This is a genomic window from Telmatospirillum sp. J64-1, from assembly GCF_006980715.1.
In the GTDB taxonomy this organism is placed as follows: Bacteria; Pseudomonadota; Alphaproteobacteria; order Rhodospirillales; family Magnetospirillaceae; genus Oleiliquidispirillum; species Oleiliquidispirillum nitrogeniifigens.
In genome coordinates, this window is record NZ_SBHN01000001.1 from 275,937 (window position 1) to 291,091 (window position 15,155).

Here is a 15,155-nt window from a genome sequence, read left to right on the forward strand (position 1 = left end):
GGACGCTTTTATGTTTTCGCCTTTTCCCCGCCGCCATCGGCATCCTCGTCATGGCTGTGTCCATGATGGTGGCCATGATGATGGATCGCGGCCCCGTCGGCGCGCACGGTGACCACCTGCCCGTAACGGACGCCCCGTTCCGAAATCACCTGGGTTGCCATGTCGCGGATCTCCGACGCCTCGCCGCGCAGAACCGAGACTTCCATGCAGCTGGACTCGTCCAGATGGACATGCAGCGAGGAGAGGGACAGGTGGTGGTGGCTGTGGAAGGTGCGGGTCAGGCGCTTCGATAGCTCGCGCGCGGCATGGTCGTAGACATAGACCAGAGCGGCAATACAGGGACCTTCCCCGGTCGCGGCCTGGGCTTCCTTGAGGCCGCCGCGCAGTAGGTCACGGATCGCTTCCGAGCGCCCGCTATACTGCCGCTCGGCCGCCAATTGGTCTATTTCCGCAAGCAGGTCGTCGTCCAGCGTGATTGTGATCCGTTGCATGCCGTGTCTCTCCCGATAATCCGGCGGTTGCGTTGCGCGATTCTCCGTCGCCGCTGCGTCGGTATGATGTTTTCCAATAGACATCATACCGACGCAGCAGTAATAGGAGAGTCATAAGGGCGGCCGCTATGCGGAACGGACGCGAATCATTGCATAAAGGGGAGTGCGATGCGGCTCAAGAACGGAATTGCGGCGGCGCTGGCGGCCGGGATGATGCTGGGGGGCATCGCGGCGGTACCCGTGGCGGCCGGGGCCGAGTCCACCTTGACCTATTCCTGGCCGCGCAATAGCGGCGTTCTCAACCCGCATCTCTATTCGCCGCACGAGATGGTGTCCCAGGCCTTCGTCTACGAACCACTGGTGAAATACCGCGCCGACGGCAGCATCGTGCCGTGGCTGGCGAGTGCCTGGGAGATTTCGCCCGACGGTCGCGTCTACACCTTCACCCTGCGCGAGGATGTCCGGTTCAGCGACGGCACGCCCTTCGACGCCGCGGCGGTGAAGGCCAATTTCGACGCGGTGCTGGCCAATTTCGATCGTCACCGCTGGCTGGAACTGATCTCCCAGATCGAAGCGACCGAGGTGGTGGACGAGTACACCTTCCGCCTCACCTTGAAGGGCGCCTATTACCCGACGCTCTACGATCTCGCCCTGGTGCGGCCCTTGCGTTTCCTCTCGCCCGCCGCCATTCCGGCCAACGGCAATACTGCCGACGGCATCGAGGTGGCGGTCGGCACCGGCCCCTGGAAGCAGGTGGAGACGCGCCTCGGCGAATATGATCTTTATGCCCGCAACGAGATGTACTGGGGCACCCAGCCTTCCTTCGACCGCTTGCTGGTCAAGGTCATCCCCGACGCCAATTCCCGCGCCATCGCCTTCGAGACCGGCGCGATCGACCTGATCTATGGCGGCGAGAACCAGGTCAGCGCCAACACCTTCGCCCGTCTTCAGGCCAACAAATCCATCTGGACCGGCATTTCGGCGCCCCAGGCGACGCGGGTGCTGGCGGTCAATTCCGGACGCGCGCCGACCGACGACCTGGCGGTGCGCCGGGCCATCAACCATGCCGTCAACAAGCAGGCCATCATCGACGCCATCCTTTACGGGCTGGAGCCGGTGGCCCACACCCTGTTCGCGCCCAATGTGCCCTATGCCGATCAGGGGCTCGAACCCTATGCCTACGACCCGGCCAAGGCGGCGGCCCTGCTGGATGAAGCGGGCTGGGTGCAGCCCCCCGGCGGCGGCATCCGCACCCGAAACGGCCAGCCCCTGCGCCTGGAATTGTGCTTCGTTGGCAACGAGGCGCAGGAAAAAGCGATCGCCGAGGTGATCCAGGCCGATTTGCGGGCGGTCGGCATCGATGCCGTGCTGGTCGGCGAGGAAAAAAGCGCCTTCCTGTCGCGTCAGCGGGACGGCCGCTTCGGCATGATCTTCAACAACACCTGGGGCGCCCCCTACGAGCCCCATTCCTTCGTCGCCTCGATGCGCCAGCCGTCGCATGCCGATTACCAGGCGCAGAAGGGCCTGCCCATGAAGGCGGAGCTGGATGCCTGGATCAGCGATGTGCTGGTTTCGGTGGACGAGGAGGCGCGGCGCGATCTCTACCGCGACATCCTGACGACCCTGCACGAGCAGGCGGTCTACCTGCCGCTGTCCTATTTGACCAGCGTTGCGGCCGCTCGCCCGAACATCGAGAACGTCACCTTCGGCGCCACGAAGAACGAGATTCCCCTGGAAACCGTGCGTCCGGCGACCGCGCGCTGAGGCAAGGCCATGTTGCGATACATCCTCGGGCGTCTGCTCGCTTTGCCGCCGATCCTGCTCGGCGTCTCCCTGATGGTCTTCCTGCTGCTGCGGCTGGGGCGCAACGATCCGGCCTTGGATTACCTGCGTCTGTCGCAGATCCCGCCGACCGACGAAGCGGTGGCGGCGGCGCGGCTGGAACTGGGCCTGGACCGGCCCTTGCCCGAGCAATTCCTGACTTGGCTGTGGAATGCGCTGCATCTCGATTTCGGCCATTCCTTCGTCACCCGTAAGCCGGTGCTGGACGAGTTGCTCTATTACCTGCCGGCGACGCTGCAACTGGGCGGGATGGCGCTGCTGCTGACCTTGGCGATCAGCATCCCGCTGGGCATCTGGGCGGCGCGCCATCGCGACGGGCTGCCCGACCAGATCGTCCGAGGCATTGCCTTCGTCGGCGTGTCGGCGCCCAATTTCTGGCTGGGCTTTCTGCTGGTTCTGGCCTTTTCGGTATGGCTCGGCTGGCTGCCGCCGATGGGGCGGAGCGGCGTCGAAAGCATGGTCATGCCGGCCTTCGCCGCAGCCTTCATGTCCTTGTCCATCAATGCCCGGATGCTGCGCGCCAGCATGCTCGAGGCCTCGGGCCAGCGCTACGTCCTCTATGCCCGGCTGCGCGGCCTCAGCGAGCGCCGGGTGGTCGGCGGCCATGTCTTCCGCACGGCGCTTCTGCCCATCGTCACCGCCGTCGGCATGCATATCGGCGAATTGATCGGCGGCACGCTGGTGATCGAGAACATCTTCGGCTGGCCGGGGGTGGGGCGCTATGCCGTCTCGGCCATCTATAACCGCGATTATCCGGTCATCCAGTGCTTCACCCTGCTGATGACGCTGATCTTCGTGCTCTGCAATCTCGCCGTGGACATTCTTTACGCCGTGCTCGATCCCCGCATCCGCCAGGGCCAGGAGGGCAGGCTATGAACGCGCTGTCCGATCTCGACCTGTCGGCCCGGCACTTGCCGCCGAAGCGTCGCCGCAAGCGTTGGGCGACAATGGTCGGCGCGGTGCTCGCCGTGGCACTGATCCTGGTCGCCCTGCTGGCGCCGGTGCTGACGCCGCATGACCCCAACGCCGTCGATCTCGCTCAGCGCCTGCAAGGCCCCAGCCTGTCCCACTGGCTCGGCACTGATCATCTCGGCCGCGATATCCTGACCCGGCTGATGCACGGCGCCACCGTCTCCCTGGGCGCGGTGGCGGTGATCCTGGCCTTGATCGTCACCCTGGGGATCGGCGTCGGCGGGTTGTCGGGACTGATAGGCGGGCGGGTCGACCAGGTGATCATGCGCATTTGCGACATGTTCCTGACTGTGCCGACCTTCGTCCTGTCCATGTTCATGGTCGGCGTGCTGGGCACCGGCCTGACCAATGTGATCCTCGCCATCGCCCTGTCGCATTGGGCTTGGTATGCGCGCCTCGTGCGCGGGCTGGTGCTGTCGCTGCGCGAGAGGGAGTTCGTGCTGGCCGCCCGCGTCGCCGGGGCCTCGCGCCTGCGCATCTTCGTCGAGCATATCCTGCCCGGCGTCATGGCGCAGCTGATCGTGCTGGTGACGCTGGATATCGGCCATATGATCCTGCATATCGCCGGTCTGTCCTTCCTCGGCCTCGGCGTGACGCCGCCGACGGCGGAATGGGGCGTCATGATCGGCGATGCCCGCGACTTCATCTGGACCCATCCGATGCTGATCGTCTATCCGGGGCTGGCGATCTTCCTGACGGTGATGGCCTTCAACCTGCTGGGCGATGCCCTGCGCGACCATCTCGACCCCAATCTGCGGGCGGAGGAGGGGGCATGAGCGCCGCCGCCGGCCATCTGCGTGTGGAGGGCTTGCGGATCGCCACCCGCCGCCATGGCCAGCCCCTCGAACTGGTGCGGGGGATCGACCTCGACATCCGGCGCGGACAGGTCACCGCCCTGGTCGGTGCCAGCGGTTCGGGCAAGTCGTTGACCTGCCTAGCGCTGCAAGGGCTGATGCCGCCGGGGGTGGAATGCCTGGACGGCCGGGTGCTGCTGGACGGACGGGAGGTCGCTCCGGCTACCTTGCGCGGTCGTCAGGTGGCGACGGTGATGCAGGCCCCGCGCAGCGCCTTCAACCCGGTCCTGACCATGGCCGCCCATGCCCGCGAGACGCTGGCGGCGCGGGGCATCACCGGCAGCGACGCCGAGCGCCGCATTCTTGCCGCCCTGGCCGAGACCGGGCTGGCCGAGCCCGAGAGGGTGCTGCGCCTCCATGCCTTCCAGATGAGCGGCGGCATGCTCCAGCGCATGATGCTGGCCCTCGCCTTGATGAGCGAGGCACCGTTCCTGCTGGCCGACGAGCCGACCACCGATCTCGATCTGGTTCTGCAGGCCCAGGTGCTGGCCCTGATCGAGAGGCTGGCGGTGTCGCGCGACCTCGGCGTGCTGCTGGTGACCCACGACATGGGTGTTGTCGCACGGCTGGCCGATCACGTGGCCGTCATGGACCACGGGCGCATCGTCGAAACGGGGACGGCGGCGGATATCTTCGCGTCCCCCCGCGCCGCACCGACCCGGGCGCTGGTGGCCGCCCATCTGGCCCTTTATCCCGAGGAAGAGGTGGCGCCATGACCTTGCTTGCCGCCGAGAAAGTCGGCAGGACCTATCGCAATGGCGGCCTGCTGGGCCGGGGCGGCGACTACAAGACGGTGCTTTCCGAAGTCTCGCTGAGTCTGGCGGCGGGGGAAAGCCTGGCGCTGCTGGGCCCCAGCGGATCGGGCAAGAGCACCCTGGCCCGCCTGCTGCTCGGCCTGGAAAGCCCCTCCAGCGGCCGCATCACCTTCCGAAACCAGCCGCTGCAAGGCTTGCGCGGCGAAGATTGGCAGGCTTTCCGCCGGGCGGTGCAGGTGGTCTTCCAGGATTCCCTGAGCGCGGTCAATCCGCGTCACCGGGTCGGGCGCATCGTCGCCGAGCCCCTGCGCCACCTGACCAAGCTGAATCCGGCGCAGCAGGCCGCACGGGTGGCGGAAGTCCTGGAACTGGTCGGCCTGTCGCCGGAGGATGCGGACAAGCTGCCCGGCCAGATGAGCGGCGGGCAGGTGCAACGCGTCTGCATCGCCCGCGCCCTGGCCCCCGAACCGGCCGTCATCATCCTGGACGAGGCCGTCTCCAACCTCGACCTGGTCATGCAGATCCAGGTTCTCGACCTGCTGGCTTCGCTACGGCGCCTGGGCACCGCCTTCGTCTTCATCACCCACGATCTGCGGCTGGTGCCGCGCCTTTGCGACCGCGTGGCGGTGCTGGAGGAAGGCCGAATCGTCGAGGAGCAGGCGGTGACGCGCGGTTTCCGTCTTTCTTCCGATGCGGGGCGGCGGCTCCAGGAGGCCGTGCTGCCGGCACGGCCCCGGGGCTAGAACCGCCTGCGTCACGATCTAGGCCCCGTCAAAAAGCCATGGAGAGGGACAGCTCGACCGAACGCGGGCGGCCAAGGAGCCAGCTTGTAGAATTCCCTGACACGGCATAGACCTCGTCGAACAGGTTGAAGGCGCGCAGGCTGAGTTTGGTGTTGTCCGTCGGCCGGTGGTCGAGGCCCAGGTTGAACACCGTATAGGACGGGCGGGAGTAGAGATTGGCGTCGTCCGAATAGGTGCGGCCGACATATTGCATCCCGGCCATGGCCTCCCAGGCGGGGGCGAAGGCCCAGCTCGCCCAGACATTGGCGACCCGTTCCGGAATGTTCCGGGGCACGTTTCCGGCATAGGACACGGCCGTGCCGCCGACCGACTGGACGAATTCGTCATAGCGGGCGTCGAGGATCGTGCCGTTGGCATCCAGGCGCACGCCTTCCCACAAGCCCAGCGACAGCGAGGCTTCGATCCCGCGCGAGGATTGTTCGCCGACCTGCACCGTGACCGCCGGATTGTCGGGGTCCCGGGTCAGCAGGTTGTCCTTGACGATGTGGAAACCGGCCAGCGTCCATTCGCCGCGTCCGCCCAGGAAGGAATGCTTGATCCCGACTTCCACCTGCCGCCCCGTCGACAATTCCCAATCTATCTGGGTCGGGTTCATGCTGATCAGGTTGCCGACGGGATCGACGGCGGTGGCATATTGTCCATAGAGCGCCAAGCCGGGCAGGGCTTCATAGACCGCACCGGCCCGCCAGCTCGTCGTGTGGAAGGTCTTGGAATAGCGGGTGCCGCCGATCAGATCGTCGCGCTGTACCTTCGGCGCGTCGTAGCGCAGGCCGCCCACAACCGACAGTTTGTCCGTCAGGGACAGCCGGTTGTCGAGGAACAGGGCATGCTGGTCGGTCCTGGATTTGTAGCGCGGCATGGTCCCGGCGACATTGATGAAGCGGCCGGGGTCGGGGTTGTACGGGTCGACCGAGCTGGAACCGCCATAGGGGCTGTTGTTGCTATGCTCGAAGTCGATCCGGTTGATCTCGAAGCCTGTCGTGACCTCGTTCTTCATCCCCAGGACGGTGCCGCGCAAAGTGGCGTCGAAGCGGTTGCCCACCTGCTGCTGGTCGTGGCGGATCTCGATATAGTCGCTGCGGTCGATCAGCCCGGTCGTGGCATTCCATTGATAGCTTTCGGCATTGCGCCAATGCCGGTCGCTGTTCAGCAGATAGGTGGTGTTGCGCAAGGTCAGGGCCTCGGTGACGGCCCATTCGCCCTTCACCTGGGTCCAGTGGTCGCGATAGACGATGCGGCTGTCCTCGACATTGTAATTCTTGCGCCTCAGGCCCTTGTCCAGGGCGCCGTTGATCAGCGGCGTGCCGAAATAGCGTTGCGGCTCCTGATACCCGTAATCATGGGAAATGGTCAGGCTGGCATCGGGCGTCACCTGCCATTGGACCGCCGCCGAGAGAGCGAGGCTGCGCGTGTCGTCGCGATCCACCCAGCCATCGGAACGGCTGCCGCTGACATCCAGCCTGTAGGACAGTTTCTCGTTCACCGGCCCGGCGCTGCCGGCGGCGGCGCGGACGGTGCCATGGCTGCCGCCGGCGAGCATGGCTTCGTTGCGCTTCTCACGCATGCTGCGCGGGACCACATTGACCACGCCGCCGATGGCGCCCTCGCCGTACAGGACCGAGGCCGGGCCGCGCAGCACTTCCACCCGGTCCACGGCCCAGGTGTCGAAGGGGAAGGTGACCGTGCCCGCGCCGACATAGAACCTGCTGCCGTCATAGAGCCGCATCACCGAGCCATGCCCGGCGAAACCGCGTGTGGTCAGTGCCGTTCCGCCATTGCCCGGTGTACCGATGGAGGTGAAGCCGGTGGCGTTCTGGGTGACGGCCTCGCTGATCGTGCTCTGGCCGCGATTGCGGATCGTCTCGCCCGAGATGATCTCGACGCTAGCCGGGGTCTCCAGCGGCGTCAGGGTGAGGCGGCTGCCGGCAGTACCGGGTTGGTCGAGGTTGAGGCCCCCGCCAGCGGCGGGCTCCTGTCCGGTGACGGTGACCGGGGAAAGCTGGAGGACCTCCTCTCCGGCGGGCTCGGCCTCGCTGTCCGCGGCGAAGACCGGGGCAGCGCTGGCCAGCAGCAGGGTCGCAAGGGAAACGGAGCGGCGGAAGGACATGGCTTCTCTCCCGGAGATAGGTTAGGCGGAGTGGGGGGAGGGGCTGAGGGAGTGCAGGATCTCGTCGCTGGCGGGGCTGTCGTTCAGCAGATGCTCGCGGATGACACGCTCGATCCGTTCCGGCGTCAGGTCGCCGTACCAGATGCCGTCGGGATGGACGACCATCAGCGGCCCGCGATTGCAGGGATAGAGACAGGAGCTGCGGGCGCACATCACCTTCTGCGGCCCGGCATTCAGGCTGCGGTGGCCTTTCATGACCTTGCGCAGATGCTGGTACAGGGGCTCGGCGCCACGATGCAGGCAGCGGGCGCCGACGCAAAAGAAGATCTGCCGCCGATGCCGGGGGATCTCGGACCAGCCCGGCTTGCCGAGGCTGGGCGCGACCTCGGCCAAGGTCTCGGCCGGGCCTTGCGCGATCCTATCCAGCGCGGTGGCCAGATCGAGGGCGCTTTCCAGAGGAGGGGCGAGACGGACCGTCATCTCCGTCCCGCTCGTCGAGCACCAATGGCTGAGAGCCCCCGGAAGCCAGGCGGCCAGGGTGGGATCGGCAGGCAGCATGCAGGGAATGACCAGGACGTCGCTCGCCCCTTCCTGCCGCAAGTCTTCCAGAACGGTGGGAAGAGAGGGACCGGCGAGATCGGCATGGGCTTGGCGGACCGTCATGCTTTCGCCCCGTCCGGTATGGGCTTCGGTCAAGGCCTTCGCCAGGGCGGCAAGGCTATGGGCGGTATCGAAGGCGGCGCGGCCATAGAGGATGATGGCGCGGCTTCCGGCTTCGGGCGGAAGGGGAGACGTCGTCATGGGTAAGACTCTCGTTCGGGCTATGACGCCGACCGGCGCCGCATCAGCCACAGGAAGAAGAAGCCGCCGACCAGGGCGGTGACGACGCCGACGGGGATTTCGCGGGGGGCGAAGACGACGCGGGCGATCACGTCCACCCAGACCATGAACAGGGCGCCGCCCAGGATGGCGACGGGCAGCATGACCCGCAGATTGCCCCCCACCAGCAGGCGCGCGACATGGGGCAGGACCAAGCCGACGAAGCCGATGCCGCCGCAGACCGAGACGATGGCGCCGGTGATGAGGGCGGTGATAAGGAACAATTCGAGGCGCAGGCGGGCCGGATCGATCCCCAGTGAGCGGGCTGTGTCGTCGCCCAGCGCCAGGGTATTGATCCGGCTGGCCCGCAGGCACAGCCAGCCCAGCCCCAGGAAGATCAGCAGCGCGGGCAGGGGCAGCATGCTCCAGCGCGCCGTGCCGAAACCGCCCATCATCCAGAACAGGGCGGAATCCGCGCCCCGGTCCATGGCGCTGACGATCAGCGCATTGGTCACGGCGTGAAGGATGAAGGCGACGGCCACGCCGGTCAGCACCAGCCTTTCGCTGGTGATGGTGCCGTCGCGGCCACGTGCGGCGGCGAAGACGAAGATCATCGCCGCCAGCGCCCCCAGGAAGGCCGCCAGGGGCAGGGTCAGCGTGCCGACGGACCCGGCGAACAGGATGACGCTGACCGCGCCGACCGACGCACCGGCCGAGACGCCGAAGAGATAGGGATCGGCCAGCGGGTTGCGGGTCAGCACCTGCAACACGGCGCCCACTCCGGCCAGTCCCGCCCCCGCCAGGGCACTCAACAGGACGCGCGGCAGCCGCAATTCCCAGACGATATTGCGCTGCGCCCGGCTCCACTCGACCGGGGCCGTGAGAGAGGGCCAAAGCTCCTGTCCGATGATGCCCCAGACCGTGGACAGGGGAATCCGGGCGGCACCGAAGCCGACGGCGATCACGCAGGACAGCCCCAGCAGCAGGAAAAGCCCGCCAGCCAGACGTCTCGCGTCAAGGCGCGGGGACAGGGCGACGGTCATGGCGCAAACCGGTCGGGATGAAGGGCGCGGGCAATGCGTTCCAGCGCGTCGACATTGCGGGTGGAGGGAGTCTGTTCGGCATAGGTGATGAACAGGAAGCGCCGCTCACGGATGGCCTCGACATGGGCCAGTTGCGGGTCGCTCGTCAGGTGGCGGATGATGGCTTCCGGCGGAATGCGATGATTGCTGATCAGGATCCATTGCGGGTCCCGCTCCGCCACGTCCTCCCAACTGACGCGGACATAGCTGTTGGGAATGTCGTCGAAGATGTTGACGCCGCCCGCCAGATTGGCGAGCAGGCTGGTCATGCCTTCGCGTCCGACCGAAACCGGCGGGCTTTCGGTATTGCAGTCGCTGCAATACATCACCCGCGGCCGTTCCGTGATATCGCCCACCCGTTCGGTCACGGCGGCCACGCGGCGGCGGAAATCGGCGACCATGGCCTCGGCTCGCGCCGGGATGCCGAAGATCCGGCCCAGGGCCAGGATATCGGCATAGAGGGTGTCCATGCTGATGGGTTCGCGCGGGCCGATGCGGATGCAGCTTTCGCGCAAGGTATAGGAGGGGATGCCGAACTCGGCCAGCCGGGCCGGCGTCAGTCCCCGGGCTTCGCTGAAGCCGTAATTCCAGCCGGCGAACATGAAATCGGGATCGGCCGCCAGGATCGCTTCCAGCGAGGGATATTGGTCGGCCAGTTGCGGCAGGGCGTCCACCACGCCCGGCGCGGCGATCAGGTGATGCTCGACCCCGGCGATGCCGGTAACGGCGACGATCCGGTCTTCCAGCCCCAGGTCGAGCATGGTCTGGACCATGTTCGTGTCATTGACCACGGCCCGGCGCGGAATCTGGTCGAATTGGACGGTCTCGAAGCAATTGGCGACCTGGACGGGCTGCTGCCCATGGGCCGAGGAAGCGGCGGCCAGGACGGCCGCGAGCAGGGGAAACAATGCGATCATGCCGTTTCCTTCGCGCTCAGGGGCGAAAGATCGATACGCATGGTGCCGTCGTCGGGATGATGCCGGATCACCGCCTCGACACGGTAGACATCCCGCAGATTCTCGGGCGTCAGGGCCTGTTCGGGCGAGGCATCGGCATGGATGGCGCCGTCCTTCATCAGCAGGATGCGGTCGCACCAGCGTGCCGCGAGGTCGATCTCGTGCAGGGTCGTGACCACGGTGATGCCCAGCGCGCGCAGCAGGTCCAGCACGGCGAAACGATGCTGGACGTCCAGGTGGTTGGTCGGTTCGTCCAGCAGCAGGATGGAGGTTTCCTGGGCCAAGGCGCGGGCGATCATGACGCGCTGGCGCTCGCCGCCCGACAAGGCTTCGACTGGCCGGTCCGCCAGTGCCGTCAGGTCCAGGCGGCGGATCTCGCGTTCCACCACCGCGCGATCCTGCGCCGAGACGCCGCCGAAGGGCGAGGCGGAATGGACGAGGCGGCCCATGCCGATGACGTCGCGGACGGTAAAGCCGAGCGCTGCCGTGGCGTCCTGGGCTTGCAGCGCCAGAAGCCGGGCCAGCTTGGCGGGCCGCAGCGTCAGCGGATCGTTACCGGCAATCCGCACATGACCGCTGCTCGGGGCCAGCAAGCCCGCCAGGCAGCGCAGCAACGTGGTCTTGCCGCAACCATTCGGCCCCAGGATGCCGACGACGGACCCGGCCGGGATGGCGAAGCTCACCGACTTCAGGATCTCTCGGCCGCCCAGGCGGCAGCAGAGATCCTGAACCGCGATGGCCGGGTCGGTGCCCGGTTCCTGCAAGCGCGTCGAATATGCCACAACCAATCCTGTCTCCTCCCTGGACCGGTGGTCCAAGGCATGACTCGGCTGCAAGCAGACAGGCGGCGAAGCCCGTTGCCTTGGCCGAAACGAATCCAGTCGGAGAGGTGAGTAAGACTCAGCTCCGCATGGAACGACGATGTGTCGTCACCATAATCGGAAGAGACTTCCGTACCGCCGATACACCCCGATCGGACAGTTAGGCGACGGCGTCGGCAGGTCTCCTGGCTTGCGGGTCGATGCCGCCGTCCTGCCTTCCCGGAAATCATCCAGTGGCGTGGGTGGACGCAGCTCACCGCTCACAGTTGCGGGGGCAGCCACGGATTCGGCCCCGATTGGGTCGTCCTCACCGTGTTCCCTTTTAATCCTCTGGGCTTTGCCCTTGAGGAACCGTTACGCGAGATTAGGAATGAAACCTGCCTGCTGAATTGTCAATGTCCTTTGTCTCGTCGACACATGGCGAGGCCTTTTTAATGAAACGTTATAACATAACAATAACCAAAAATCGCTCGCGTGCCAAGGGGGAAGCGCAGGGCCTTCCTTTCTGGCGGGTTGCCATTATCCGGCATGATCTGTGACAGTGGATCAAAAGACAGGGAAGACTTACCCGGGCAGGACAGGGGGAGGCGATGCGGCGCACCGATTGGAAATCCGCCTTCAGGCTGCGTAACAGGCGGGACGGGCTGCTGATCGGGGCGGCAATCGGCGTCGGCATGACGGCCCAGGCGGCCGAGCGGGGCGGGGCGGATTTCCTGCTGGCGCTGAATGCCGGACGGCTTCGGGTGATGGGGGCAGCGTCGCTGGCAGCAATGCTGCCGATCCAGGACTCCAACGATTTCACCGACAGCTTCGCCCGGCGGGAAATCCTTGACCGGGTGGGTATTCCGGTACTGTTCGGCGCCTTCGCCCTGGACCATCGCCTCGACCCGGCGGCTTTCGTCGACCGCTTGGCCGAGACGGGCTATGCCGGTATCGCCAACTTTCCCACCATCATTCATTACGACGGCCGCTTCCGCCAGGCCCTGGAAGATGCCGGGCTGGGCTATGCCCGTGAGGTCGCTTTGCTGCGTCAGGCCAAGGAGCGCGGACTGCTGACCCTGGGCTATGCCAAGTCGCGGGCCGAGGTGGATATGCTGCTGGAGGCGGAGATCGATATCGTTTGCCTGAATTTCGGCTGGAATGCCGGGGGCAGCCGGGGCGTGCTGCAAGGGCTGGAACTGGACGAGGTGGCGGACCGGGCGCGGCGGGTATTTCTGCATATCCGGGGGCAGTCGCCGGAAACGCTGTGCGTCGTCGAGGGCGGGCCCATCGTCAGCCCCGACCAGATGTACCGCGTCTGCCATGACGCGCGGGCCGACGGCTATCTGGGCGGCTCGACCCTGGATCGCGTGCCGCTGGAATTGTCGGTGGCCGAGACCACCTCGGCCTTCAAGACCGTCAGCCTGCTGCGCGGCAGCCTGGATGCCCAGACCCGCGACGAATTGCGCCTGAGCCGCATGTCGGGCTTGGTCGGCCAGTCGGAGGCGATGCACAAGGTCATCCTGCGGCTGGGTCGGCTGGCGGCGGGGGACCTGCCGGTGCTGGTCATCGGCGAGGCCGGGGCGGGCAAGACCCAGGTCGCCCGGGCGGTCAGGGCGACCAGCCGTCGCCGTTACGGCCCCTTGATCGTCTATGATGCGGCCAGCACGCCGGCGGCGATCGAGGCGGAATTGTTCGGCGCCCGCGACCGGCTACAGCCGGGAACCCTGGAAAAGGCCGATGCCACGATCCTGATCGAGAATATCGACCGGCTGCCGGCGCCGACCCAGTTGCGGTTGGTCGATTGGCTGGACGAGGCGATGTTCGAACGCCGCAACGGCATGGCCGAGTCGCCCCGGGCCCGCATCGTCTGTACCACCACCCGCGACTTGACGGCGCTGGCGGGCGAGGGGACGTTCCGCGAGGACCTGCGGGTGCGCCTGCTGCCCGGCCTGATCGAGGTGCCCCCCTTGCGCGAGCGGCCCGAGGACGTGCCCCTGCTGGCGCGCAGCATCCTGGAAGCCTTGCGCACGCCCGAAAGGCCGGGCTTCGAACTGGATGCCGAAGGCTATCGGATCCTGCTCAGCCATGACTGGCCGGAAAATGTCCGGGAATTGCGCTCGGTCCTGGAAAGCGCGACGGTGACGGCCGACGGCAGCCGTATCCGGCTGGCCGACCTGCATGCGCTGATCGCCGGGGAGGGGCCGTCCCGCCACATCACCCCCGTGGGCGAGCGGGAATGGATCCTCGACGCCTTGCGCCGCAACCGTTTTCGCAGGGCGGAAACGGCGGTTTTCCTGGGGATATCGCGCAAGACACTCTACAACAAGATGAAATATTACGACCTGCTGCCGTGATGCCCCAAGGATGGCGGCAGGGACTCAAGGCCGGGGTTATTCATGATGACATCTGAACCGCAGTTGCGTCCCTTGGAACCGGGCGACCTGCCCAGGCTCCAGCAGATACGGAAAACCGCCTTCGCGCCGGTCTTCCAATCGTTCCGCGATATCGTCGGCCAGGAAATCGCTGCGATTGCCTTCACCCATGCCGATGCCGAACAGGCAAAGCTGCTGGACGATCTCTGCGCCCCCGGGTCCGGCCATCATGTGCTGGTCCTGACTATCGGCGGGGCGGTGGCCGGTTTCGTGTCCTTCACCGTCGATACCGCCCAACGGATCGGAGAGATTGGCCTGAATGCCGTGCATCCGGATTATTCGGGCAAGGGGTTCGGCACTTGGATGTATGAACAGGTCCTGGCGCGCATGAAGGACCAGGGCGTGATACTCGCCACGGTCAGCACGGGGGGAGATGCCGCCCATGCCCCCGCCAGACGGGCCTACGAGAAGGCAGGTTTCGGGCCGGTCATTCCGTCCCTCAGTTTATACAGGCTGCTCTGATTCCTGGCGCGGAACAGCCAGATGGACGCAGCCATGGCTGCGGGCGGCGGCATGGTCGAGCAGCGCGCCGAAGCCTTGGGCCCGGTAGAGCAGCAGGGTAGCGCCCATGGCCTCGGCCTCGGGACGCAGGGCCTCGGCCGCCTGGGCCAGGACCGAGGCGGCGGCGGCGCATTTGCGCCAATCCTTCACCGCCACGCCGGGATGCAGGACGATCCGCCGGGCCCCCGCGGACAGCATCGCCCGCGCGGTATCGGTGGCCGTGGCGAAGGCCGTGACCTCGTAGCCATGGGCCGCCATCTCGGAAACGAAATCCATCTCCATCGACAGGCCGCAATGCAGGGCATCCAGGGCACGGGCCATCTCGCCGTCATAGACCTGCACGCTGGGCAGATTGGTCACGCGCGTGATGCCGTGACCGCGCAGCCAGAACCGCAGATCGGCCAGGCGCAGGAAGGGATCGGCGGCGAAGACCGCCGCCATGGGACCCGCCGGGGCCTCCTCTCCATGCGGCCTTTCGGCCTTCAGGCATGTCATCAGCAGGCCGTTCGCATCGAGCAGGGGCAGGGCCGTCATGACGTCGGGCGGGCCGTCGCCGACGGCACCGAAGGCAGGAGCCAGGATGGTCCGCTCCAGATCGTCCGGAGACAATCCGGCAAGCTTAGCCCGAATGAACAGATCCTTGGTCATGCATCCCCATCCATAGGGCTAATTACCCGATTTTACCCAAAGTCACCGGAAAAAACTCTGGCAAGCGGAACTTCGGCTGGCAAGATGTTT

Annotated in this window: 14 protein-coding genes and 1 riboswitch; of the genes, 7 read left to right on the top strand and 7 right to left on the bottom strand. The window is 66.4% G+C overall.

Annotated features, from left to right (window positions below; all coding sequences use genetic code 11):
- Positions 1-8 precede the first annotated feature (8 nt).
- Positions 9-491, bottom strand: a complete 483-nt coding sequence (gene nikR / locus EPD66_RS01265) for a nickel-responsive transcriptional regulator NikR (protein ID WP_142846586.1) — start codon at positions 489-491, stop codon at positions 9-11.
- 168 nt (positions 492-659) lie between these two features.
- On the opposite strand from nikR, the gene nikA reads away from it, so the two are divergent.
- From nikA to nikE, 5 genes are read left to right on the top strand one after another with little or no spacing between them, the layout of a single operon-like run.
- The gene (nikA, locus tag EPD66_RS01270; RefSeq protein WP_142846588.1) at positions 660-2,255 is read left to right on the top strand and encodes a nickel ABC transporter substrate-binding protein; all 1,596 of its coding nucleotides are present in this window, start codon (positions 660-662) and stop codon (positions 2,253-2,255) included.
- 9 nt (positions 2,256-2,264) lie between these two features.
- The gene (gene nikB / locus EPD66_RS01275; protein WP_142846590.1) at positions 2,265-3,209 is read left to right on the top strand and encodes a nickel ABC transporter permease subunit NikB; all 945 of its coding nucleotides are present in this window, start codon (positions 2,265-2,267) and stop codon (positions 3,207-3,209) included.
- Complete coding sequence (nikC, locus tag EPD66_RS01280; protein ID WP_142846592.1) at positions 3,206-4,081, top strand: nickel ABC transporter permease subunit NikC; 876 nt, start codon at positions 3,206-3,208, stop codon at positions 4,079-4,081. Before nikB ends, nikC begins: the two co-directional genes overlap by 4 nt.
- On the top strand, positions 4,078-4,875 hold the full coding sequence (locus EPD66_RS01285; RefSeq protein WP_142846594.1) for an ATP-binding cassette domain-containing protein: 798 nt from the start codon (positions 4,078-4,080) through the stop codon (positions 4,873-4,875). Before nikC ends, EPD66_RS01285 begins: the two co-directional genes overlap by 4 nt.
- On the top strand, positions 4,872-5,657 hold the full coding sequence (gene nikE / locus EPD66_RS01290) for a nickel import ATP-binding protein NikE (RefSeq protein WP_142846596.1): 786 nt from the start codon (positions 4,872-4,874) through the stop codon (positions 5,655-5,657). Before EPD66_RS01285 ends, nikE begins: the two co-directional genes overlap by 4 nt.
- A gap of 28 nt (positions 5,658-5,685) precedes the next feature.
- Here the strand turns inward: nikE and EPD66_RS01295 are convergent, their stop codons facing one another.
- The 5 genes from EPD66_RS01295 to EPD66_RS01315 are packed head-to-tail and all read right to left on the bottom strand — an operon-like array spanning position 5,686 to position 11,463.
- Positions 5,686-7,824: a TonB-dependent siderophore receptor gene (locus tag EPD66_RS01295; RefSeq protein WP_142846598.1), complete on the bottom strand. Its 2,139-nt coding sequence runs from the start codon at positions 7,822-7,824 to the stop codon at positions 5,686-5,688.
- Positions 7,825-7,845: 21 nt separating this feature from the next.
- Entirely contained in the window at positions 7,846-8,625 is a 780-nt protein-coding gene (locus tag EPD66_RS01300; protein WP_142846600.1) for a (2Fe-2S) ferredoxin domain-containing protein, read from the bottom strand.
- A gap of 20 nt (positions 8,626-8,645) precedes the next feature.
- Entirely contained in the window at positions 8,646-9,686 is a 1,041-nt protein-coding gene (locus tag EPD66_RS01305) for an iron ABC transporter permease (protein ID WP_142846602.1), read from the bottom strand.
- Complete coding sequence (locus EPD66_RS01310) at positions 9,683-10,642, bottom strand: ABC transporter substrate-binding protein (RefSeq protein ID WP_142846605.1); 960 nt, start codon at positions 10,640-10,642, stop codon at positions 9,683-9,685. The genes EPD66_RS01305 and EPD66_RS01310 overlap by 4 nt, the downstream gene beginning before the upstream one ends.
- Positions 10,639-11,463, bottom strand: a complete 825-nt coding sequence (locus EPD66_RS01315) for an ABC transporter ATP-binding protein (protein ID WP_255448331.1) — start codon at positions 11,461-11,463, stop codon at positions 10,639-10,641. Before EPD66_RS01315 ends, EPD66_RS01310 begins: the two co-directional genes overlap by 4 nt.
- Positions 11,464-11,659: 196 nt before the next feature.
- A riboswitch (cobalamin riboswitch) is annotated at positions 11,660-11,873 on the bottom strand.
- Between the two features lie 219 nt (positions 11,874-12,092).
- Between EPD66_RS01315 and EPD66_RS01320 the strand changes: the two genes are divergently transcribed.
- Together EPD66_RS01320 and EPD66_RS01325 are read left to right on the top strand one after the other, a co-directional pair.
- Complete coding sequence (locus EPD66_RS01320; RefSeq protein ID WP_142846609.1) at positions 12,093-13,838, top strand: phosphoenolpyruvate hydrolase family protein; 1,746 nt, start codon at positions 12,093-12,095, stop codon at positions 13,836-13,838.
- A 42-nt stretch (positions 13,839-13,880) separates the two neighbouring features.
- Positions 13,881-14,378: a GNAT family N-acetyltransferase gene (locus tag EPD66_RS01325; RefSeq protein ID WP_221930830.1), complete on the top strand. Its 498-nt coding sequence runs from the start codon at positions 13,881-13,883 to the stop codon at positions 14,376-14,378.
- Here the strand turns inward: EPD66_RS01325 and EPD66_RS01330 are convergent.
- Complete coding sequence (locus EPD66_RS01330) at positions 14,361-15,065, bottom strand: phosphoenolpyruvate hydrolase family protein (protein WP_142846611.1); 705 nt, start codon at positions 15,063-15,065, stop codon at positions 14,361-14,363. The two genes, EPD66_RS01325 and EPD66_RS01330, sit on opposite strands and share 18 nt — an antisense overlap.
- Between the last annotated feature and the right edge of the window lie 90 nt (positions 15,066-15,155).

What these genes read in the sequence shown, in the direction of transcription:
- nikR (WP_142846586.1), bottom strand. Translation starts at nt 491, where the DNA reads ATGCAACGGATCACAATCACGCTGGACGACGACCTGCTTGCGGAAATA.
- nikA (WP_142846588.1), top strand. Translation starts at nt 660, where the DNA reads ATGCGGCTCAAGAACGGAATTGCGGCGGCGCTGGCGGCCGGGATGATG.
- nikB (WP_142846590.1), top strand. Translation starts at nt 2,265, where the DNA reads ATGTTGCGATACATCCTCGGGCGTCTGCTCGCTTTGCCGCCGATCCTG.
- nikC (WP_142846592.1), top strand. Translation starts at nt 3,206, where the DNA reads ATGAACGCGCTGTCCGATCTCGACCTGTCGGCCCGGCACTTGCCGCCG.
- EPD66_RS01285 (WP_142846594.1), top strand. Translation starts at nt 4,078, where the DNA reads ATGAGCGCCGCCGCCGGCCATCTGCGTGTGGAGGGCTTGCGGATCGCC.
- nikE (WP_142846596.1), top strand. Translation starts at nt 4,872, where the DNA reads ATGACCTTGCTTGCCGCCGAGAAAGTCGGCAGGACCTATCGCAATGGC.
- EPD66_RS01295 (WP_142846598.1), bottom strand. Translation starts at nt 7,824, where the DNA reads ATGTCCTTCCGCCGCTCCGTTTCCCTTGCGACCCTGCTGCTGGCCAGC.
- EPD66_RS01300 (WP_142846600.1), bottom strand. Translation starts at nt 8,625, where the DNA reads ATGACGACGTCTCCCCTTCCGCCCGAAGCCGGAAGCCGCGCCATCATC.
- EPD66_RS01305 (WP_142846602.1), bottom strand. Translation starts at nt 9,686, where the DNA reads ATGACCGTCGCCCTGTCCCCGCGCCTTGACGCGAGACGTCTGGCTGGC.
- EPD66_RS01310 (WP_142846605.1), bottom strand. Translation starts at nt 10,642, where the DNA reads ATGATCGCATTGTTTCCCCTGCTCGCGGCCGTCCTGGCCGCCGCTTCC.
- EPD66_RS01320 (WP_142846609.1), top strand. Translation starts at nt 12,093, where the DNA reads ATGCGGCGCACCGATTGGAAATCCGCCTTCAGGCTGCGTAACAGGCGG.
- EPD66_RS01325 (WP_221930830.1), top strand. Translation starts at nt 13,881, where the DNA reads ATGATGACATCTGAACCGCAGTTGCGTCCCTTGGAACCGGGCGACCTG.
- EPD66_RS01330 (WP_142846611.1), bottom strand. Translation starts at nt 15,065, where the DNA reads ATGACCAAGGATCTGTTCATTCGGGCTAAGCTTGCCGGATTGTCTCCG.